This is a genomic window from Desulfotomaculum sp. (assembly GCA_003513005.1).
Lineage (GTDB): Bacteria > Bacillota > Desulfotomaculia > Desulfotomaculales > Nap2-2B > 46-80.
The window spans coordinates 18,949-39,704 of the sequence record DOTD01000082.1 but is presented as its reverse complement, the minus strand read 5'-3'; the positions used below and the strand labels follow the sequence as shown (position 1 = coordinate 39,704).

Here is a 20,756-nt window from a genome sequence, read left to right as displayed (position 1 = left end):
GGGGAACCGGGGGTTTCCGTGAACCTCGGGCGAGCCGCGCAAGGTTTATGTGAAGGGCCACATGCCTTAATAGGGCGCGTTGGGTTCTGTGGGGGGCGTGGACGGCCTTCTCACATTCAACAAAATTTGGAAGTGGGGTGAAGGTCGGGCGTCTGCTCGACAGTTATTTGTTGGAGAAAAAAATAGAGAGCCTGCTTGCAAAAAGACACACCAGTATTTTGGACAAAGAAGATTACTATATATCGGCAGTACTGCTCCCTCTTATTGAAATAAATAATGAGACTTGTCTTCTTTTCGAGGTTCGGGCGCAGGATCTGGATGTCCAACCCGGAGAGGTCTGCTTTCCCGGAGGAGGTGTGGAATTCAATGAGCTTGACAGGCCGCATGAAGCCGCTGTCCGGGAAACATCAGAGGAACTCGGGATCAGCCGGGAAGATATCAAGCTGCTTGGGGCGCTTGATACCCTGCCGACACCCATGGGTAAATTAATCTACCCCTTTGTCGGTAAAATGCTGACAACTGAAATTGCTCCGAACAGAGAAGAGGTTGATGAAATATTTACTGTGCCGCTTTCCTTCCTAATAACTAACTCTCCTATAAAAAGTTACACGGACGTTGCCACACAGTATTGTTCCGATTTTCCCTTCTGCAAAATACCGCCCACATATAAAAAGACCTGGCAGAAACGATGGTCTTTGCCCATCTATTACCTCGAATACGATAGATTCTTTATCTGGGGTATTACTGCAAAAATTCTCAATAATTTTCTTAAACTATGCAGGCCGGCTTTCCAACGCTAAGTTCCGAATGTCAAATATAAAAATGACAACCTCATCATAAAAAGGCTGTCTTCTTGACACCGGTCAATTTCCGGTGCTAAGATATTGATGCCATTTAAGAACGGTATATTGGAAGTGACAAGATGAACGAAAACTATGACGTTATTATTATCGGGGCCGGACCGGCAGGGATCTTTACTGCCCTTGAACTGGTTAAAAGCGGTCAAAACCTGAAAATACTAATCCTTGAAAAAGGTCAAAACATACAGAACAGGATCTGCCCGGCCAGGGAAAGAAATGATAACTGCTTTAACTGCAAACCGTGTTCTGTAATCTGCGGTTGGGGCGGCGCAGGGGCATTCAGTGACGGCAAACTGACCCTTTCAACCGAAATCGGCGGAAACCTGGAGCAATATATAAGTGAACGTGAATTATCCGAACTGATTAATTATATTGATAACATATATGTTGCATTTGGCGCCCCCAAGAACATTTTCGGGCTTGATCAAACCGACAAAATACAGGCGTTTCAGCACAACGCCGCAAAAGCAGAATTAAAGCTTATCCCTGTAGCTATCCGCCATATCGGAACAGGCCGCTGCCAGGACATTCTAAAAAACATGCAGGACTTCCTCCTGGAGCATGGCGTTATGATTCAGACCTGCTGCAGCGTTGAAAATATTATTGTTGAGAACAGCCAGGTAAAAGGTGTGCGTACCCATAACGGAGAAGTCTTTTCTGGGAAGTACGTCGTCATAGCCCCCGGACGCGAGGGGTCGGAATGGCTGAGTAAAGAAGCGCAGCGGTTGAAACTTAACACAGTAATCAACCCTGTGGACATTGGCGTACGTGTAGAAGTTCCTGCAACTGTAATGGACCCTTTGACAACTGTTTTTTACGAAGCTAAATTTATTTATTATTCAAGAACCTTTGATGATAAGGTGCGTACATTCTGTATGAACCCAAATGGCGAAGTTGTCCTGGAGAACACCGGCGGGGTTATAACAGTTAACGGCCATTCCCACGCTTACAGAAAAACTGATAATACAAATTTTGCCGTCCTTGTCAGCAAGACATTTACAGAACCCTTCAAGGAACCAACTGCATACGGGAAGTATATAGCAAGTTTGTCAAACCTTCTAAGTGGCGCCGTAATTGTACAAAGACTCGGTGATTTGCTAAAGGGTCAGCGCAGCACTCCTGAAAGATTGAAAAAAAGTCTGACTGTTCCCACCTTGCTGCAGGCCACTCCGGGGGATCTGAGCCTCGTTTTTCCATACCGGCACCTTGTCGCCATAATGGAAATGCTTCAGGCTATCAACCAGGTTGTTCCCGGTGTTTATTCCAGATACACGCTTTTATATGGAGTAGAAGTAAAATTTTATTCCTCGCGCCTGTCACTGACAAATACTTTAGAAACTCAAATAAGCAACCTGTTTGCGGCGGGTGATGGCGCCGGAGTAACCAGGGGCCTGGTCCAGGCATCTGTGGCCGGTGTGATAGCTGCCCGTGAAATTTTAAATAGACACTCGAAGTAGGTCGTCTAAAAACTAGGAGGTAAAGATACTTAATATGTCCGCTTTAATAGTAGTAGGGGCGCAATGGGGAGACGAGGGCAAGGGAAAAGTCACTGACTTTTTGGCAGCTAGGGCTGATGTGGTGGTCAGATACCAGGGCGGCAACAATGCAGGACATACTGTAGTTGCCAACGGCAGGGAACTAAAACTTCATCTGATCCCTTCTGGTATTCTTTATCCTGGAAAGCTATGTCTCATCGGCAACGGAGTAGTCATCGATCCGGGGGCTCTTATTGAAGAGATAAAACAACTTACCGGCCAGGGAATTAATACCGATTTCCTAAGGATCAGTCCAAGAGCCCACATTATCCTGCCCTACCACCGGCGGCAAGATCTATGTGAAGAAGAGCAAAAGGGCAGCCAAAGGATAGGAACGACCAGCCGCGGTATCGGGCCAACCTATGCTGATAAGGCTTCCCGTGCGGGAATCAGGGTTGTGGATCTGATTGATCCGGAGGAATTCCGGTTCTATCTTAAGTACGCGCTTGAAGGAAAAAACAGACTCCTAGACAATGTTTACGGGGCAGAAGGATTTGACTACGCTGAATTGCTGGAAGTATACAGCAAATATGCCGGAATTTTAAAACCATACGTAGCAGACGTATCTGTGATAATTAATACGGCGCTTGATGAGGGCAAAAAAATACTGTTCGAAGGGGCCCAGGGAACTCTTTTGGATCTTGATCATGGGACTTATCCCTTTGTAACATCTTCTCATCCTATAGCAGGCGCGGCCTGTACCGGAGCAGGTATCGGACCCACCAGGATAAACCGGGTCGTCGGGATAGCGAAAGCATATATAACTCGCGTTGGCGAAGGGCCATTCCCTACAGAGCTTATGGATGAAACGGGAGGAAAGATCAGGGGGTGTGGAAACGAATACGGAACAACTACGGGAAGGCCGCGCCGCTGCGGTTGGTATGACAGTGTGATAGCCCGTTATGCAGCTCGCATAAACGGACTTGACTACCTCGCTGTAACGAAGTTGGATGTGCTTTCCGGACTTAATACTGTTAAGATATGCGTTTCCTACCGCTACAAAGGAGAAACGCTGGAGGACTTCCCTGCCAGCCTGAAAGTTCTCTCGGAATGTGAGCCGGTATACGAAGAAATGCCGGGATGGCATGAAGATATAAGTAGCATAAGGAATTACGGGGATCTCCCTGCCGAAGCAAGGAGCTATCTGCAAAGGCTTGCTGAATTATCCGGTGTGCCTATAGCAATTATAGGAGTAGGTATGCACAGGGAACAAACCATTATCATTCATGATGTAATGACTGCTTGATAAGGAACGTCCATGTCTCCTTGCTTTGAAAGGTTTAGGAAACGGGTAAATTCCTTTACGAAGGCTAATTCAACGGCTCCGGTGGGACCGTTGCGCTGTTTTGCGATAATTATTTCTGTAATACCTTTTTTATCAGAATCGGATTTGTAGTATTCATCCCTGTAAATAAACATTACGATATCGGCATCCTGCTCAATGCTCCCGCTATCCCTTAGATCGGACATAATCGGTCTTTTATCCTGCCTCTGCTCAACCTGGCGGCTGAGCTGAGCCAAAGCGACTACCGGGACCTGGAGATCTTTTGCCAGGCTTTTCAGGGAACGAGAAATTTCTGAAATTTCCTGCTGCCTGTTTTCCACACGCAGGTTTGACTGCATCAATTGCAGGTAGTCAATAACTATCAGGCTCAATCCTTTTTCCAGCTGCAGGCGCTTGGCTTTAGCCCTCACCTGACGCACCGATAAAAGGGCTGAATCGTCGATATAAAGAGGAGCATTTGCTAGTTTAGATGCTGCTTCGGTCAGCTTTATCCAGTCACTCTCATTGAGTTGGCCGTTGCGGACTTTCTGCTGGTCAACTTTCGCTTCTGAGCACAACACTCTCTGGACTAACTGTTCTTTAGACATTTCCAGGCTGAATACAGCCACCGGAAGGCGCTGGCTGAGCGCAACATAGTGAGCAATCGTCAGTCCAAAACTCGTTTTTCCCATTGCCGGCCTGCCGGCTACGATTATTAAATCACCGGGCTGCAAACCGCAGCACAATTTGTCTATATCATAAAAGCCGCTTTCAACACCTAAAATTGCGCCTTTATTTTTGTACCTTTCTTCGATAAACTTTAAGACCTGCATAACGAGTTCTTTCATTGTTGTAAAGGCGGATGAGGCACGGCGGGAGGTTAACTCCAGAATCATTTTTTCGGACTGGTCAATTAGCTGTTCAACATTTTCCCCTTCATATCCCAGATTGGCGATCCTGGTCGCTATCTGGATCAGATTTCTTAAAAGCGCCTTTTCCTCAACAATATGAGCGTGATATTCAACATTCGCAGCAGTTGGGAGCATACTCGCAAGTGAGGCGATGTAGGTGGCGCCCCCGATACGATCCAGTACCCCGGTGTCGCGTAAATGATTAACCACTGTAATAAGATCTACCGGGTGGCCGTTTTCCTCCAAAAAGAGGATGGCTTCATAAATCTTCCGGTGGCTTTCCATGTAAAAGTCTTCCGCACGTAAAAAACGAGTTACTTTTGCAATGGAATTCCGGTCGATAAACAGAGCGCCAATTACAGACTGCTCGGCATCTATATTTTGAGGAAGAGATTTATCTTTCTCATCAGTCATGGATTCGGTTCCTTATAACCAAAACTACTCATGTTTTAACTGATAATATAGCAATCATTTCTTCAATCGCAGAGACAGGAACAATTTCAATATCAGTAAGATCCGGCGGCACGTCATGAAGGTTATCACTGGGAATAAATATTTTTTTAATGCCTGTCTGCCGGGCGCCGTAAATTTTTTCGGGTATACTGCCTACAGGTTTAATTTTACCCTGAATAGAAAGTTCCCCCGTAATAGCCATGTCCTGGGGCAGCGCTCTTTCCTCCAGGGCGCTGTAAATGGCCAGGAATATAGCCGCTCCCGCGGAGGGACCGTCAATATGTCCACCGCCCACCACATTTACATGAACATCGTAATCCGCAAGATCTTTTTCAGTTATTTTGCGTATTACAGAAGCGGCGTTAAATACAGAGTCCTTTGTCATGGAACCTGCGGTATCGTTAAAACGAATTGCCCCGCGGCCGGCTTTCCGGCTTGGAAAGACCACCGCTTCAATCTCCAGCAGAGAGCCTAAAAAACCCAATACGCCAAGCGCAAAAACTTTCCCTACTTCAAGGTTGCTGCTTGACTGACGAAGATCATAAGGTGTAAGCCGGCCTAATTTAACTACTTCGTAAGCGTCCTGCTCGGTAATCAGAATTTGAGAATTATTATTCTTTTCTCTGTAACAGGCGAGGCTATAGGCGTCGGCCAGTATGCCTACCGCTTTCCGACCGTCAATCGTATACCGGCTGATTACGCCGGAAACACTTTCCTCCAGCATCACATCCAGTTTCTTTGCGGCTTGAATGACAATACTTTTAATATCTCCCGGCGTCAGCGGTTCAAAAAAAACTTCCGCGCAGCGTGACCGTAAGGCAGGATTAATGTTGTCAGTTTCCTGAGTAGTCGCCCCGATTAAAAGAAAGTCGGCGGGCGCTCCTTCTTCAAAAACTTTTCGTACATACTGGGGTATGCTTTGATCATGAGGATCATAGTAGGATGATTCAAAATGAACCCTTTTATCTTCTAAAACTTTAAGAAGTTTATTCTGCAGCAGCGGGTCCATTTCACCAATCTCATCAATAAACAATACACCACCGTGGGCATCCGTGACGAGCCCGAATTTTGGCTCGGGTATCCCGCTGTCAGCCAGTTCCCTCCTTGCGCCCTGGTAGATTGGATCGTGTACGGAACCCAGGAGCGGATTTGTGACTTCTCTGGGATCCCACCTCAAAGTTGATCCGCTGATTTCTATAAAAGGCGCATCTTTTTCAAAGGGGCCAAGAGCTGAATTTCTCGCCACATCTAAAGCCAGCCGGGCAGCGGTTGTTTTGCCGACGCCCGGCGGACCGTAAAGGATTATATGCTGCGGAAAAGGTGAGGTCATTTTAGCAAGAAGCGACTTTAGAGCTCTTTCCTGACCGGCAATTTCTTCTATACTGGACGGGCGAAGCTTTTCTATAGCTGAACGGGCTAATTTCTTTTGTTCCATTTTCTCTAAAATGGCAAGCTTTTTTAAAGTATGCGCGTTTTCCGGATTCGTACTTTCCTTGAGCGCCTGGACCTTTATTTCATGCATGTAGTCATCATGGCGCTGCTGGAGCTTTTTGTTGATTTTTTTCTCAAGCTCCCCTTCAACGGTCCTTTTCGCAAGTATATCGGCGACTTCTTCTTCAATCTGCTCCAATATCTCTGGAATGTCTTCGAGAGAAGGTATTGTTTCAAAGGTCGGATCCTCGAAAACAAGCTTTTGCAGGGCAAGCGCCCTTTCTTCAAACTTATCCGATCGCATCAATTTAAGAGCGTTTAATTTGCCTGCCCGAAGAACAATTTTATCCGAACCGTACAGGTTGGCTACCAGACCGTAAAGCGCGTCGACCTGACGTTTCAATTGTTCTTCTCCGGTAAACTTGTGCCCGGATCCATTTTTGATCGCTTTAAATTTGGATAGGAGTGATTCCATGTCTTTTAAGCCTTTCGTATTTTTATTGGTCCGCCAGCACATTAACACTGAGGTTAACCTGTACGGAAGGATATAACTTGACCGGCAAGGAGTAAAAACCTAATTTTTTTATCGGTTCTTTAAGTATAATCTTTTTCTTGTCTATTTCTATACCGTAATCTTTTACCAGGGCATCAACTACGTCTTTGTTGCTTATGGAACCAAATAATTTTCCGCCTTCTCCGGCTTTGCTGTATACCCTGACCAATATTGATTCAAGCCTGACGGCTAAGTCCTTTGCGGCGCTTTCTTCACGCTGTTTCTTTCTTGCTGCGGCTTCCCGAAGCTCAGCCAATTGTTTTATTTTCCCTTCAGTTGCCTCCACGGCTAACTTTCTGGGCAGGAGGTAATTGCGCGCATGCCCTTCGGCTACCTGCACCAAATCACCTTTCCTGCCAAGGTTTTTCACATCCTCCAGTAAAACAACTTTCACTTAAGTTCCCTCCCCGTGTTGGCTTCTGCCGGACTCTGCAATATGCTTTAAGATAACCAAAATGCTTAACAGGGTTAAAACCGATGCTGAGAAAATAAAAATAATTATACTTTGCCCGGTTGATACATTATTTTTCAAAAGTATACCAAGCAATAAACCAAGCAAACCGATTTGCAGGATCATTATGAGATCAGGCAAACCCGCATGAGAAATAAAGTAATAGATCAAGCAGGCCGCCAGGAAAGCCATTGCGCCTGTCTTCAAGTCCCGGCGTTTAACGACAATGGCCAGTGGTAACGGCGCAAATACGCTGCTAATGCAGGAACCCTGGCAAGTAATTCAAAAACCGCAGCCAAGGCGCCTAAAGACAAACCCTTCAATAAAAATTCTGTTTTTTAAGCGGTGAACCAATTAATCACCTCTTTTTTTCAGTCAGGTGAGCATGTAGAAGGGATAAATCAGAGTACCATTTTTCAAGTTCGTGGTTTTCATGAATATTTTTCTGGAGTTTTGATTCCAGTGTCAAATCCAAACGTGAAAAACTAAGACCAAGACGCCGTCCAAGAACATAACAGGTAATGATTAAGCTGGCAAGCGCATCCAGCAAGTATTCTTCACTATCCTGAAGCATACCTTTAAACAGCGCGGCCGAAGAAGTAAGTAAATCTGCCTTAAGCCATTCAATAACCCTTATATTTCTAGCTATGCCTGTCTCCTGGTTAATTGGAATCAAAAACTGCCCCCCCCTCAAAAATAATTCCCTTTTAAAGCTTAAATTCGTCACCCCTGTATTTTTTCCTGCACTAATAATATTGGGCGCAATGCCAAATAAATTAAAAATAAATTAAAAAGGGGAACATCAAGCGTTTGATACCGCCTAACGTTCCCTTAATAAATCGTCTTGGACTGCTATTCTGCAGTAAAAGGCGCCAGCGCCATTACTCTGGCCCTTTTAATGGCAACCGTCAGAATTCTTTGATGCCAGGCGCAATTTCCCGAAACCCTGCGCGGCAATATTTTCCCGCGTTCGGTAACATATTTTTTTAAACGGGGTACATCCTTGTAATCTATAGAATTTATTTTATCCATGCAAAAGCTGCAGACACGCCTTTTTACTTTGCGGCCTTTTTCCCTTTTTACAACCAATTCTTTTTTTGCACCTCCAGGTAATTGTTTTTAAAAGTGATTGTTTTTAAAACGGTATATCTTTTTCGTTGTAAGATATTTCTTCACCAAGCGCGCCTTCCTGCAGTTGGGAATTAGCTGACGATGGACTATCCTTTGCCCGGTCAAGAAAACGCACATTATCTGCAATTACTTCCGCTGCCCTGCGGCGTATGCCTTGATTGTCGTCATATGAGCGAATCTGCAGCCGGCCTTCAACGGCAACCAACCGTCCTTTTCCTAAAAAGTTCGCGCAATTCTCGGCTTGTTTTTGCCATACTACCACATCGATAAAATCTGTTTCCCGCTCACCCTGCCTGTTGGTGAACGGTCTATCCACAGCTATAACCAAACGCGCGACCGCCACACCTCCAGGTGTATAGCGCAACTCGGGATCTCTGGCCAGTCTTCCAATTAAGATTATCTTATTTAGCATTTCCCAACCACCCTAATTCTTTCTGTATCCTACTCTTTGCCTACGAAGCTTCCCGTACAGTTATGTGGCGAATTACTTCATCGGTGATTTTAAACACACGATCCAGTTCTTTTACGACAGCCTGACCAGATTTAAACTGCAGTATGATGTACAGTCCTTCATGCAAATGCTTAATTTCATAAGCCAGGCGGCGCCTGCCCCATTTATCAAGCCTGGTGACTTCCCCACCGTTTTTTTCGATGAGAACTCTGAACTTTTCCATCATTTCAGTAATTTTTTCTTCGTCAAGATCAGGCCGAAGAATAAAAAGAGACTCGTAATTTACCGTTTTTAACACCTCCCTGTGGACTTAGCGGCCCTATCCATTTAAATTTTTAACTCTTTAACTGTGTTTGCCAGATAGAGCAGGGTGGAATGATTAAACTAAGCGATTATAACACATGCGCTATAAAAAGACAAGAAAAGAAATATCTTGGACGATATATTTACAAATACGATATAGAGAGGGAATAATTAAGGCATGTAGAAATATAACAAAAAGGAGGCTTTGTAATATGAACGAGGAAAAAGTAACATTCATTAATTCAAGGAATCTGAAATTGTCAGGTATATTCTATAATAGCCCGATAGATACCAAATCAGTTGTCATTACCTGCCATGGGCTTTCCGGAACCAAAAGCGGCGGCGGAAAAGCGATAGATATGGGCAAAGAACTTAATAGAAAAGGTTGGTCTGTTTTTTTATTCGACTTTACGGGACTTGGCGACAGCGAAGGCATTTTTGAGGAGATGACCCTTACCAGACAGATCGATGATTTGACTTGCGCCGTTGACTGGTGTGTTGGAAAAGGATTCAAACGTATAGTGACTCAAGGCCGCAGTTTTGGCGGTACTACTGCAATATGCCAGGCAGCCGCGGACAAAAGAGTTAAGGGTGTCTGTACATGGTCCGCTCCTGCGCAAATACAAAAGTTAATTCTCAGGGGTAAAAACTCTGCAGATGAAATAAAAGGTGATTACGTGATTCTTGGACAGAAACCGGACTTAATCTATCTAAAAAAAAGCTTTATCTATGACGTAGAAAAATATGACGTTACAGCTTTAAGTCCGATGATCTCGCCGCGCCCTTTTCTGGTTATTCAGGGGACCGCCGATCTTGTTGTTCCTCCTACCAACGCAACGACAATTTATAACTCCGCCGGTTGGCCGAAAGAATTAGTTTTCATAGAAGGAGCAAACCACGAATATAACGAGCATTACAAAAAAGTGTGGGAAGCCTTCTTCAATTGGCTGGCAAAAGAATTTCCCGGTTAAAACATTAACTTGTCCAGACTTTACTCGGCTTTTAAAACCACATCAACTTCGTTCCAATCTTCGACCCTGCCGTCAAGGCTAAATTTGACAGAAGAAGAACCGTAGTACCACAAGTTGTAAATTATACATGTAGGTGTTCCCATCGCAGATATGACATCATACATTGTTGAGCCTTTTCCGAAAGGCTCAGCTGACCCTTCTTTATTACCGAGACTGACTTGTAAAGCCAGGTTTGATTCATTCCACCCGGCCACTTTACCTTCACTGTCAAACCTTACGGAGGACAAACTGTAGTACCACGTTGTATCAGAAATTATTCCGGTTGGTGTACCCATAGCCGCAATGACATCCTTTTTATTTGAACCCAGACTAAAAGGCTGTGCCAGAAGGTCTTTTTCTCCAATGCTGGCTTTTAGATCCTGATCAACTTCATTCCAGCCGGCAACTTTACCATTATGGTCAAAAACTACTGTAGACAGTCCGTAAAACCATGTATTGTAACTTTTACTTTGCGGAACGCCCATAACCGCTTTTACTTCATCCTCATTTGAACCCAGAGAAAAACAGGCTTTTGCTGTCCAGGATTTTTCCCTGTCCGCCTTCCCTAAAGCACTCTCCAATTCAAAGAAGCTTTTTGAACTTTCGTTTGCTGAGCCGGAATTAATTAAACCGGCATTAGACAGTGACAGAGCAGGCGCCGATCCGGGATGGTTTCTCTCTAATACAATGCTCATTCCTTCTATTGCCCATCGTAAAACCACTACCATGATGAAAATAAAGAGGCAGACCAATCCCGCTAAAATAATTTTTTCACGGTAATCTTTTAGAGTTAATTCTTTTGCAAAGGAATTATTCTGGACTTCAGGAGGGTACTCAGTGTCCTTGATTTCAATATTTTCCACAGCCGGCTTGTAATGGTCTCTGTAAATTTCATCATAATAGTATCTTTTCTCAGAATCAGAAAGGTTTTCATATGCCTCGTTTATTCTTTTCATAATCTGATCATCCTTGTTTCCTGTGTCAGGATGATAGACTTTAGTAAGACGCCGGTATGACTTCTTTATATTTTCCCGGCTTGAGTCGGGGCTAACCTGCAGTATTTTATAGTAATCAATAAAATATTCCATTTAATGTCTCTGCCTTAAAATAGAATAGGGGGTCAGGCTTGAGTTTAAAAAGGGCATACTCAAACCGTTACATAGTCTCTTTTCTTATTATCGGCAAAAGGGGATTAAAAGTTAAGGTAGGGTTTTTAAGGAGCAGAGAGGATAAAAAAAGCAAGGGAATGTTTAATATCCGGTCCATAATATCCCTAAAAACCGGAGCGGCGGTTTGTCCGTCTTTTACTCCTTCCTTCACCAGGACTGTAACTACATACCTTGGCTGATCAACAGGAGCATAACCGCAAAACCAGGAATAAGCGCCCTTCCCTTCTGCTCCTAACTGTGCCGTCCCTGTCTTACCGGCGCTGCCGTAATTTTTAACATACGCTTCCCCGCCGATACCTTCCGTGGTTACCAGAGACAGCAGCTTTTTTAATTTTAAAGCCGTCTGTGGAGAAATTGCCCGGGAACCTTCACCAACAGGGTAAGAACTTTTAATGATCCCGTCGTTCGTCCGGAGTTCCCTGACCAATCTTGGCTGCATGTAGATACCGTCATTAACGATTGTGTTCATCATGGCTGAGATTTGAACCGGTGTCGCCAGCACGGGTCCCTGTCCAATGCTGCTGTTGGCAAGGTTATATGGAGATGCAATTAAATCCAGGTTCTGCAGTTTATCATAGGGGATGTCATAGCCAATTATTTTTTGATTATCAAGGCCAAAACTTCTTGCGCAGGCAATTAGCTTTTCTGCGCCTAATTTTTTGGCTGCTTCAACAAAGACAGGATTGCAGGACTGTGCAAAAGCATCCCTGAAAGATATTCTGCCATGTCCAAACTTGTTCCAACAAGGTATAGGTTTTTCTTCCGTACCGCGGCAATAAAAATAGTCATCCTCCGCAACGCAGCCGTCCTGTAAGGCGGCGCAGGCGGTAACAATTTTAAAAAGCGATCCCGGCGGAAAAAGCATTGTGCACTGGTCTAAAAATGCCTCCGGATTTCCATTTAAATATTCCTCAATCTTAAGCGGTTCAGGATTGTATTTTGGACGGCTTCCCATTGCCAGAAGGTCACCTGTTTTTACGTCCATCACAACAACAGCGCCGTTTTTTATGTGTTCATTCATAATTTTTTCAACAACCCGCTGGATGTTTGAGTCTATGGTTGTGACAAGGTTTACCCTGCCGCCGTCCACATGCTTGTAATCGACCTCAATACCGAGTCCCTTAAGAAATTTAGAACGGGCGTCCGTATAAATCCTGGCGTAACCGCCTGCGGCGCTGGCCATCAGTTCACTGTTGTAAATTAATTCAAGACCGGTCCTCCCTACCCAGTCGTCAATCCTGAAGCCGTCCTTGTTTTTTAGGCCAATCTCCTCCTTTGTCTGGATCTTGCCAAGATGGCCAACCACCTGAACCGCTAACGGTTCCGTTCCATAACGCCGGGTTACCGGCAAGACAAGTACACCCGGCGAGTTCATCTGCCGGACTGCTCTGGCTGTGGATGATGAAATCTGATAGGGAAGTACGCGTGGATTTTTACTTAAGGCAGGCAAAAGACTGCTGCGATTTACTTTTAAGATTGCGGCGAGTTCTTTTGATAATAAATCAGGATCTTCTATTAACAGAGGAAAAATAACCAACCTGTTGGAAACGGCCGGCTCATTAAGCGAAACCATGTTTCGATCCAGGATATCTCCGCGTGGAAAATCCTCTAAGGGAACTGTTTGTGTTTCACTCCTGATTGCTTTGGCCGTGTAACAATCTCCCTTTTCAACCTGGATAAAACACAAACGGAATAAAAGCAGAAGAAAAGGGATCATAAAAAGATAGAATAGCAATACCGCACGTTTTCCTGTTAAAAGACTCATTTCCTGTTCCTTTTCATTCCGTACTTTAAGTACAGAATGGCCAGAAAACATCCGGTAATATACATCAATGCTGGTATTTATTCATATTTGCTATGTGTTCCTGAAGGGTTTTCGCGAAGGCGTGAGTACCGTCCGATTTGGCGACGTAATAAAGGTAATCAGTTTTGACAGGGCTTACAACAGCCAAAAGTGACGCTTCCCCGGGTGAAGCAATAGGTCCGGGAGGAAGTCCGGTGTTCCTGTATGTGTTATAAGGGGAGTCAATTTCAAGGTCTTTATAATATACTTTTGTTCCCTGACGGCCAAGGGCAAATTCAATTGTTGCGTCTACCTGCAATGGCATTTTCCTGCTCAGGCGGTTTTTAATTACTCCTGCTATTATAGGACGCTCTTTTGATGATCTTGCTTCCTTTTCAACCATAGAAGCAATAGTTACAGCCTGATGAAGTGTAAATCCCGCTTTCTGCGCTTTTTGTTGATAATCCAAGGCCTGTATTTTTTCGGCAAAGCGATGGAGCAGCATGTCGATAATGTCATGTGCGGTTGCCCCCCTGCTGATAAAATAGGTATCAGGAAAAAGGTAGCCTTCCAGTTCGTTTTGTATATCCGGGTAATCAGTTAAAAAATCATAATCAAATGTTCCTGAATTAATTTCGCTATATAATGCTTCCCTGTTGATGATTTTTTCATTGCTTAAAAGTTCCGCAATCTGTTTAATATTATAACCTTCCGGAATGGTTACTCTATGGTACGCTTCTTTTCCGGTAACAAGCTGATTGATAATCTCAGGAGTTGACTGATTATACCCAAATAAATAGTCTCCTGCTTTAAGACGGCTGTCTAAACCTTTTAAACGTGTGTATAAAACGAAAGCATAAGAACTCCTAATAAGTTTGTTTTCAGACAGTGACTTAGCAATACTGGCGCTTGTAGCGTCTGAGGGAACAGTAACCTGAATATTTCCGGTTTTGCCGGAAGAGCCTACCGGTGATAATAAGTTTTTAGTTAATAAATAAAAAGATACTAATATTAGAAACGCTATAATTAAAGAACAAGAGGCCGATTTTTTATAATTTTGTTTTTTTCTGCGTAATTTTCTTCTTCTTTCATAAATACTAGCCACTGGTAATCTCCTCTTGCCCCGGGCTATTTTCTGCAGGAGGATTATTGCTGTCCGGAGACTGTTGCGGCAGATCCTCATTTACCGGCTGCGGCTGATAGATTTCAGTCAGATTTGTATCCGGCGGCAATATAACCGGAACTTCGTCTTCTTCTTTGATACCCACAGCGATTATTTTATTTACGGCACGATAAATGCTTTTTGGTAAAGGTTCTATCTTCCGGGCGCCTTTTTCCCAGCTTATCCGGCTGGCAACTACCTCGTATCCTTTGGATCCCTCCTGTTTGACAACCTGCTCACCTTTTTTCAGATTGGGATCATCTTTAAGAATCGTCTCCGGCTCATATACTTTAACAACTTTTGTACTTATGCTGACCGGTATTTTATAATCAGTGTTGCCGTATACTTTAAATGTCAGATAACCTCCGCTGACAAAGGACCTGATGTATATGAAGCTCTCCGTATTATTGCGAAACCTTAAGTCGGATAAGCCATATACGACAGTCGCATCACGCCCGATCGGGATATATTGGATGGGGAGTGAATGATTTGTGCGTTCAAGAATCTCAAGGTTGCTGAGTATTATGGCATTATAGAGAGTAGTGCTTACCTGGCAGACTCCTCCTCCGATGCCGTCAACAAATTCGCCATTAATAATCACTTTTGCATTTTTATACCCGGCTTCAGAGCTTCGGGGTCCGACAACCTTATTAAATGATACTTCCTGGCCGGGCGGCGCCAGCAGACCATCAAGAGCATTGGCGGCGACCCTTATATTATATGTCCGTCCCACATTGCCCGGGTCGAAGGAGGTTGTATGGTAAGCAAGAAGGCCTTTGAGTCCCATTGATTCAACCATTTCGGTCGTGCGTTTCGGTTTGATTGTGACCAGGTTTAAATCGAGTACCGGATTGCCGCTATTTTTAACAAGATAATCCACAAGCTGCTTGTAGGCATCCTCAGGATTCACACCTGTCCCGCTTCTGGCGGGAACAACTTCTACGCGGTCGCCTTTAATTACACGAAAGGCAGCATCCTGTGCAGGGCTGCCAATGGCTGAATTAAATGTCATTACCTTTTGCTCAAATTTATTCTTGTTTATTACCAGTCTCAAGGGAAGTTCGTATCCGGACTCTTTTATTAATATCCTCTGTTTCAGCCTGCTGAAAATAGTACCGGTCCTGCCCATATTAAGAGCGTCATCTGCGGTTGCCCGGATATCCAAACTTAAGTCTAAATCCCGCAGGGGAATATCCAACTGATGCCCTCTGCATTTGAGCGTTATAGATGTTGCAAGCATTTTATTCTGCAACTGCTCTAATACCTTTAAGCATTCCCCGTGGTTCAAGCCCTGGAGTTTATGATTGCGTACTTCAATTCCCGGAATAACTCTATCTGTTTTAGCAGAAACATAATTCGCTCCCAGACCACTTACTACGGTTATTATTACAAACAGTAGAATAACAGCGGGAAAACGATGCTTCATTATTTTCCTCTCCCGATAAAAAAAAGGACTGGATAAGCTTATGTTTTTTATTCAGCTTCATCAACAAGCTTTTCTTCCCAGGCGTCAGCTACTCTTTCCCACTCCTCGTCATCCTCAATAGTCACGAGGACGTCGCTGCCGGTATCGTCTTTGCTGAATTTTAAGATGATTACTTCGCCCTCGCTGTCTTCGTCAGCATTCTCTTCAACTGCCAGGAGGACGGCATATTGAGCATCCTCCATTTCTACAATGTCAATTACCTCATAATCTTCTTCCTCGCCATTTTCATCTATAAGAGTTATGACGCGTTCTTCTTCCGATTCACCATTTGTCATCTGGATCACTCCTTTTTTGTAAGCTTATTCTGAATGGCAGACATTTGTCAAGAAAATATACCAGTTATAGAACATTTTTAAGTAATCGGGAAATTATAACGGGAATCAAGATAATTTTGCAGTATGATTACCGCAGCCAGTTTATCAATGACCTTTTTACGCTTTGCCCTGCTGACGTTTGCAGAAAGCAGCATTTTTTCCGCTGCTACCGTAGTTAATCTCTCGTCCCAGGTTTCAATATGAATATTGAGGCTATTCCTTAGCTTCTCCACAAACTTAATTATTTTATTCCCTTGCTCACCCAAGGCGCCATTCATATTACGGGGCAAACCGACGACAATTAATTCAATATCATACTGCCTGGTTAGTTCCTTTATATTTTTAATATCCTCAAGTTCAGAACCGACGCGTATAACAGTTTTAATCCCCTGGGCTATACAGCCCAAAGGATCGCTTACTGCGACACCGATAGTCTTTTCACCTACATCCAAGCCCATAATGCGCAAAGAGTAATCCTCCATTAAACGACCCTGATGCACAAATCCGGACATACCGATCCGCAGTACCCGCACAGACGGCAGATTTCCTGATTGACAACCGGTCTATTCTCAACCAATTTGATTGCTCCGAGATCACACTTTTGAATACACTGCCCGCAGCCTGTACACCAACTTTCAATGAGCAGCCTGCGTTTTTGTCTGCTCACACGTTCACGCAGTTCTTTTCTTATTTCTCTGCCGGAAAAATAAGATACATTGAAATCCACTTCCCAAACGCTTGACATCCCCATTGCTATGGAGGCCAGTTGGGGTATTGAAATTACGAAATTCAGCGCTTGATCCACCTGGTCCAGAAGGTTTCCTCCACCCAGGGCCTTCATCCCGTACAGCCCTTTGCCGTACGATGCCGACTCTTGAATGGCAGCCAGCATTTCCTCCCGCGTTCCGTCTTTAATTCCTATACCCGAAATATTTATCAAAGGGTGAATAATTTCGAACTCCGGAATCAAAAAAGCGGCCTTGACCGCTTCAACCGAATGTGTGGATATGCCTATTGCCCTTACAAGCCCTTCGTTTTTGGCTTTTATAAGATATTCAACGGCCTCCCAGTGGCCTTTCATGGTTAAAATTGATTCCTGCTCATGCAATAAAAAAATATCAATATAATCCCGGTTGATTGAACGGAGAGCTTCCTCAAGACTGCTGCGCATGTCCTTAGCTGTATAGGCGTATGATTTTGTAGCTATGACGACCTTATTTTTTATACCCTCAATAGCTTTTCTGATATAAGGATAAGTTGCGTACAACTGAGCAGTGTCAATGAAGTTTACGCCTGATTCAAGCGCATGACGGATTACCCGGGCGCCCTGCTCAATTTCAAGGTTCGCCTGAAAAGGTCCTATCGTCAATGCGCCAAAGCATAATCTGGAAACCAGGATACCGGTGTTTCCTAAACTGCGATACTCCAAGACGGCAATCCTTTCACTATAGCTCCAGGTAATTCCTGACAAGTTCTTCCAGCAGTTCGTCCCTCTCCAGCTGGCGGATCAGGTTCCTGGCATTATTATAACCGGTAATATATGCCGGATCACCGGAAATCAGGTAACCCACAAGCTGATTTATAGGGTTATATCCTTTTTCTTTCAGTGATTCGCATACCTTGAACAGTATTTCCCTCGCCTTGTTTTTTTCGACTTTGGCCTTGTTAAACATTACTGTGTGCTCAGAAAAATTTTCGGCCATGTCTTTTACGCCTCCCCAATTAATTACCTTTATGCTTTTATGTTATATGCTTTTTATGTTATATTCAATTGCTTTGGAATAATTATAGAAACCCTCTCCAACGCTTCCTGAAGCCGCGCAGGATCTTTCCCGCCGGCCTGCGCCATTTCTGGTTTTCCCCCTCCTCCGCCGTCTATAATGGTGGCTAATTCCTTGACAAGCTTACCCGCATGCAAACCAAGGGGCAATAAATCCCTTGTTACGGCGGCAACCAGATTTACCCGGTTTCCCGAGTGGCTACCCAAAACAATTATACCTGATTGCAGCCTGTCGCGCAGCAGGTCGACCATAGAACGCAAATCGTCCACATCCCCTGCTTCAGTTTTGGCCGTTAAAAGTTTAATTCCGTTGAGCTCCTTGACATCTGCAAGCATTGCCTGAACCTGGTAATAAGCCAGACGTGCGCGCAGCTGCTCGTTTTGCTGCTCAAGTTCTTTTATTTCCGTAAGCACATTCTCAACTCTGTGCGCCAGTTCTCCCGGCGCCGACTTAAGAATGCCGCTGATCCCGTTTATCTGATCGTTTAAGGCAGTCATGTATTGAAGCGTTCCTTTTCCGGTGACGGCTTCCATACGCCTTAATCCGGCGCCGACACTGCTTTCGCCCAATAATTTGAATAACCCGATTTCGTTCGTATTTTTAACATGCGTGCCGCCGCACAGCTCAAGGCTGTATCCGCCGATATTTACCATCCGTACTTTGGCGCCGTATTTGGCGCCAAACAATGCCGTGGCCCCTAAAGAACTGGCTTCGTCAAAGGAAGTAACCGATGTTTCAACCTGCAGGCCCGATAAAATAGTTTCATTTACGATATTTTCAACCCGGGCCAGCTCGTCTTCAGACACCGAACGCGGATATGTAAAATCAAACCTGAGCCGTTCGGGCAGGACAAGCGAACCCGCCTGATTAACATTGTCTCCCAGCACAGTCCTTAAAGCTTTATGAAGCAGATGTGTGGCTGAATGGTTCCTGGCAGTATCCATTCGCCTGGCCTTATCTACATGGACACTTACAAGATCATTTTCTTTGATTACTCCTTCTTTTACTTTTCCGTAATGCACGTAGATGCCTTCTACGGGCTTTTGAACAGAAAATATTTCAATACTGCAGCCAGAGTTTGTAATTACGGCCTGATCATGAATCTGGCCGCCTGATTCCGCATAACATGGTGTCACATTCAGGACTAACTCTATTTCCTCGTCCTTAAAAGCTTCCTTTACGGGCCCTTTTTCTTTAGCAAGCGATAAAACACGGCTTTCAGAGTTTAATACCTCATATCCCACAAATCCGGTTTCCCCGAAACGCTCCCTGATTGTTTTGTAAAAAGCTTTATCCTCTGACAGATATTCCGTTTCCTGTCTGGACTTACGCGCTCGCTGGCGCTGTTCTTCAAGAGCTTTGTAAAAACTGTCTTCATCAATATCAATACCTGCTTCGGCAGCCACTTCTTTAGTAAGCTCAAACGGGAAACCGTAAGTGTCATAAAGGCGAAACGCATCTTCCCCGCCGATTGAATTTATGTTGGCCGCCCTGGCCTTGCGGATTAAACTTTCCAGCATGTCAAGACCCTGGACAAGGGTTTGCGCAAAGCGGGTTTCCTCCTGGAGAATTATTGAAAGTATGTTGTCCTTGTTTTTTGCAAGCTCAGGATATATATCGCTCATCTGGTTGATAATGATTTCCGATACCTGTGACAAAAAAGGCTTTTCAACGCCAAGGAGCCTTCCAAAGCGCATTGCTCTTCTGAGAAGCCGCCTGATCACATAACCCCGGCCCTCATTTGATGGGAAAGCCCCGTCAGCCACGGCAAAGGTAACCGCCCTGCTGTGATCGGCAATTACTTTTAAAGCCAAATCGGTTTTCCCGTCCGCTCCATACTTTTTGCCTACGATCGTCGCTACAAAATCAATTACTACACGGAACAGGTCTGTGTCAAAGTTTGTGAAAACGTTCTGGCTTACTGAAGCGACTCTTTCCAAACCCATCCCGGTATCGATTCCTTTTAAGGCTAAAGGTGAATAATTCCCTGCTTCATCACGGAAATATTGGATAAAGACCAGATTCCAAATCTCTAAAAAGCGGTCGCAATCGCACCCCACACCGCAGCTGCTTAAACCACAGCCCCGGTCCCTGCCCAAATCGATATATATTTCCGAACAGGGGCCGCATGGCCCGACTCCTATTTCCCAGAAGTTTGTATCCTTATCCATCCGGACGATTCTTTCTGCAGGAACTCCAACTTTTTGAGTCCATATCTGATAAGATTCATCGTCGTCAAGGTAAATGCTTACCCATAGACTGGAAAGGCCGAACTTTAAAACACCGGTTACAAATTCCCAGGCCCAGGGAATTGCTTCTTCCTTAAAATAATCCCCGAAAGAAAAATTACCCAGCATCTCAAAAAAAGTATGGTGCCTGGATGTTATGCCGACGGATTCAATATCAGGTGTGCGCAGGCATTTTTGACAGGTAGTAATCCGTCGGGCAACGGGAGCAGCGGCGCCTGTGAAATAAGGTTTAAACGGTACCATACCCGCGGCTGTCCAGAGAATGCTGGGATCGTTTGCAGGTATTAAAGATGCGCTCGGCAGTACAAGATGCCCGCGCTCTTCAAAGAATTTTAAAAATTTATTTCTGATCTCCTTCCCTGTCATCCATTAACCTCCAAACATGAAGCCGGCCCTTAAAGAGCAATTGCCGGCTTTCCTTCATTTCCTGATTTCTTTTTACTTAAAGTGCGTTTCTAG

At 44.5% G+C, this 20,756-nt stretch carries 21 protein-coding genes; 4 read left to right on the top strand and 17 right to left on the bottom strand.

What is annotated here, in order from left to right:
* Window positions 1-167 precede the first annotated feature (167 nt).
* The 3 genes from DEH07_10795 to DEH07_10785 all read left to right on the top strand — a co-directional run bounded on the left by DEH07_10795 (window position 168) and on the right by DEH07_10785 (window position 3,641).
* Window positions 168-800 carry a CoA pyrophosphatase gene (locus DEH07_10795; GenBank protein ID HBY04978.1) on the top strand — a complete coding sequence of 211 codons (633 nt, stop codon included), beginning with the start codon at window positions 168-170 and terminating at the stop codon, window positions 798-800.
* 122 nt (window positions 801-922) lie between these two features.
* Window positions 923-2,317: an FAD-dependent oxidoreductase gene (locus DEH07_10790; GenBank protein HBY04977.1), complete on the top strand. Its 1,395-nt coding sequence runs from the start codon at window positions 923-925 to the stop codon at window positions 2,315-2,317.
* A gap of 34 nt (window positions 2,318-2,351) precedes the next feature.
* Window positions 2,352-3,641: an adenylosuccinate synthase gene (locus DEH07_10785; protein HBY04976.1), complete on the top strand. Its 1,290-nt coding sequence runs from the start codon at window positions 2,352-2,354 to the stop codon at window positions 3,639-3,641.
* On the opposite strand, the gene DEH07_10780 is transcribed toward DEH07_10785, so the two are convergent.
* From DEH07_10780 to DEH07_10745, 8 genes are all read right to left on the bottom strand, one after another.
* The gene (locus DEH07_10780) at window positions 3,620-4,984 is read right to left on the bottom strand and encodes a replicative DNA helicase (protein ID HBY04975.1); all 1,365 of its coding nucleotides are present in this window, start codon (window positions 4,982-4,984) and stop codon (window positions 3,620-3,622) included. The two genes, DEH07_10785 and DEH07_10780, sit on opposite strands and share 22 nt — an antisense overlap.
* Window positions 4,985-5,012: 28 nt before the next feature.
* Complete coding sequence (lonC, locus tag DEH07_10775; GenBank protein HBY04974.1) at window positions 5,013-6,929, bottom strand: ATP-dependent protease, Lon family; 1,917 nt, start codon at window positions 6,927-6,929, stop codon at window positions 5,013-5,015.
* Between the two features lie 22 nt (window positions 6,930-6,951).
* Window positions 6,952-7,401 (bottom strand): 50S ribosomal protein L9, encoded by a 450-nt coding sequence (locus DEH07_10770; GenBank protein ID HBY04973.1) that lies wholly within the window; start codon window positions 7,399-7,401, stop codon window positions 6,952-6,954.
* Window positions 7,402-7,740, bottom strand: a complete 339-nt coding sequence (locus DEH07_10765; protein ID HBY04972.1) for a hypothetical protein — start codon at window positions 7,738-7,740, stop codon at window positions 7,402-7,404.
* Window positions 7,741-7,816: 76 nt separating this feature from the next.
* The gene (locus DEH07_10760; protein HBY04971.1) at window positions 7,817-8,134 is read right to left on the bottom strand and encodes a hypothetical protein; all 318 of its coding nucleotides are present in this window, start codon (window positions 8,132-8,134) and stop codon (window positions 7,817-7,819) included.
* 176 nt (window positions 8,135-8,310) lie between these two features.
* Window positions 8,311-8,490, bottom strand: coding sequence for a 30S ribosomal protein S18 (rpsR, locus tag DEH07_10755; GenBank protein ID HBY04970.1), 180 nt, complete (start codon window positions 8,488-8,490; stop codon window positions 8,311-8,313).
* A 103-nt stretch (window positions 8,491-8,593) separates the two neighbouring features.
* Window positions 8,594-9,001: a single-stranded DNA-binding protein gene (locus DEH07_10750; GenBank protein ID HBY04969.1), complete on the bottom strand. Its 408-nt coding sequence runs from the start codon at window positions 8,999-9,001 to the stop codon at window positions 8,594-8,596.
* A gap of 40 nt (window positions 9,002-9,041) precedes the next feature.
* Window positions 9,042-9,338, bottom strand: coding sequence for a 30S ribosomal protein S6 (locus DEH07_10745; GenBank protein ID HBY04968.1), 297 nt, complete (start codon window positions 9,336-9,338; stop codon window positions 9,042-9,044).
* A gap of 103 nt (window positions 9,339-9,441) precedes the next feature.
* Here DEH07_10745 and DEH07_10740 point away from each other — a divergent pair, with 103 nt between their 5' ends.
* Window positions 9,442-10,314, top strand: a complete 873-nt coding sequence (locus DEH07_10740; GenBank protein ID HBY04967.1) for an alpha/beta hydrolase — start codon at window positions 9,442-9,444, stop codon at window positions 10,312-10,314.
* Window positions 10,315-10,334: 20 nt separating this feature from the next.
* Here DEH07_10740 and DEH07_10735 read toward each other — a convergent pair whose 3' ends face one another.
* From DEH07_10735 to DEH07_10695, 9 genes are all read right to left on the bottom strand, one after another.
* Window positions 10,335-11,441, bottom strand: coding sequence for a hypothetical protein (locus DEH07_10735; GenBank protein ID HBY04966.1), 1,107 nt, complete (start codon window positions 11,439-11,441; stop codon window positions 10,335-10,337).
* A 67-nt stretch (window positions 11,442-11,508) separates the two neighbouring features.
* The gene (locus DEH07_10730; GenBank protein HBY04965.1) at window positions 11,509-13,287 is read right to left on the bottom strand and encodes a peptidoglycan glycosyltransferase; all 1,779 of its coding nucleotides are present in this window, start codon (window positions 13,285-13,287) and stop codon (window positions 11,509-11,511) included.
* Between the two features lie 64 nt (window positions 13,288-13,351).
* On the bottom strand, window positions 13,352-14,488 hold the full coding sequence (mltG, locus tag DEH07_10725; GenBank protein ID HBY04964.1) for an endolytic transglycosylase MltG: 1,137 nt from the start codon (window positions 14,486-14,488) through the stop codon (window positions 13,352-13,354).
* Entirely contained in the window at window positions 14,403-15,893 is a 1,491-nt protein-coding gene (locus DEH07_10720) for a vanomycin resistance protein VanB (protein HBY04963.1), read from the bottom strand. The genes mltG and DEH07_10720 overlap by 86 nt, the downstream gene beginning before the upstream one ends.
* A gap of 47 nt (window positions 15,894-15,940) precedes the next feature.
* Entirely contained in the window at window positions 15,941-16,228 is a 288-nt protein-coding gene (locus DEH07_10715; protein HBY04962.1) for a DUF1292 domain-containing protein, read from the bottom strand.
* 77 nt (window positions 16,229-16,305) lie between these two features.
* On the bottom strand, window positions 16,306-16,734 hold the full coding sequence (locus tag DEH07_10710; protein ID HBY04961.1) for a Holliday junction resolvase RuvX: 429 nt from the start codon (window positions 16,732-16,734) through the stop codon (window positions 16,306-16,308).
* A 14-nt stretch (window positions 16,735-16,748) separates the two neighbouring features.
* Window positions 16,749-17,696, bottom strand: coding sequence for an aldo/keto reductase (locus DEH07_10705; GenBank protein ID HBY04960.1), 948 nt, complete (start codon window positions 17,694-17,696; stop codon window positions 16,749-16,751).
* Window positions 17,697-17,712: 16 nt separating this feature from the next.
* The gene (locus DEH07_10700) at window positions 17,713-17,970 is read right to left on the bottom strand and encodes an IreB family regulatory phosphoprotein (protein HBY04959.1); all 258 of its coding nucleotides are present in this window, start codon (window positions 17,968-17,970) and stop codon (window positions 17,713-17,715) included.
* A gap of 53 nt (window positions 17,971-18,023) precedes the next feature.
* Entirely contained in the window at window positions 18,024-20,663 is a 2,640-nt protein-coding gene (locus DEH07_10695) for an alanine--tRNA ligase (protein ID HBY04958.1), read from the bottom strand.
* Window positions 20,664-20,756 lie beyond the last annotated feature (93 nt).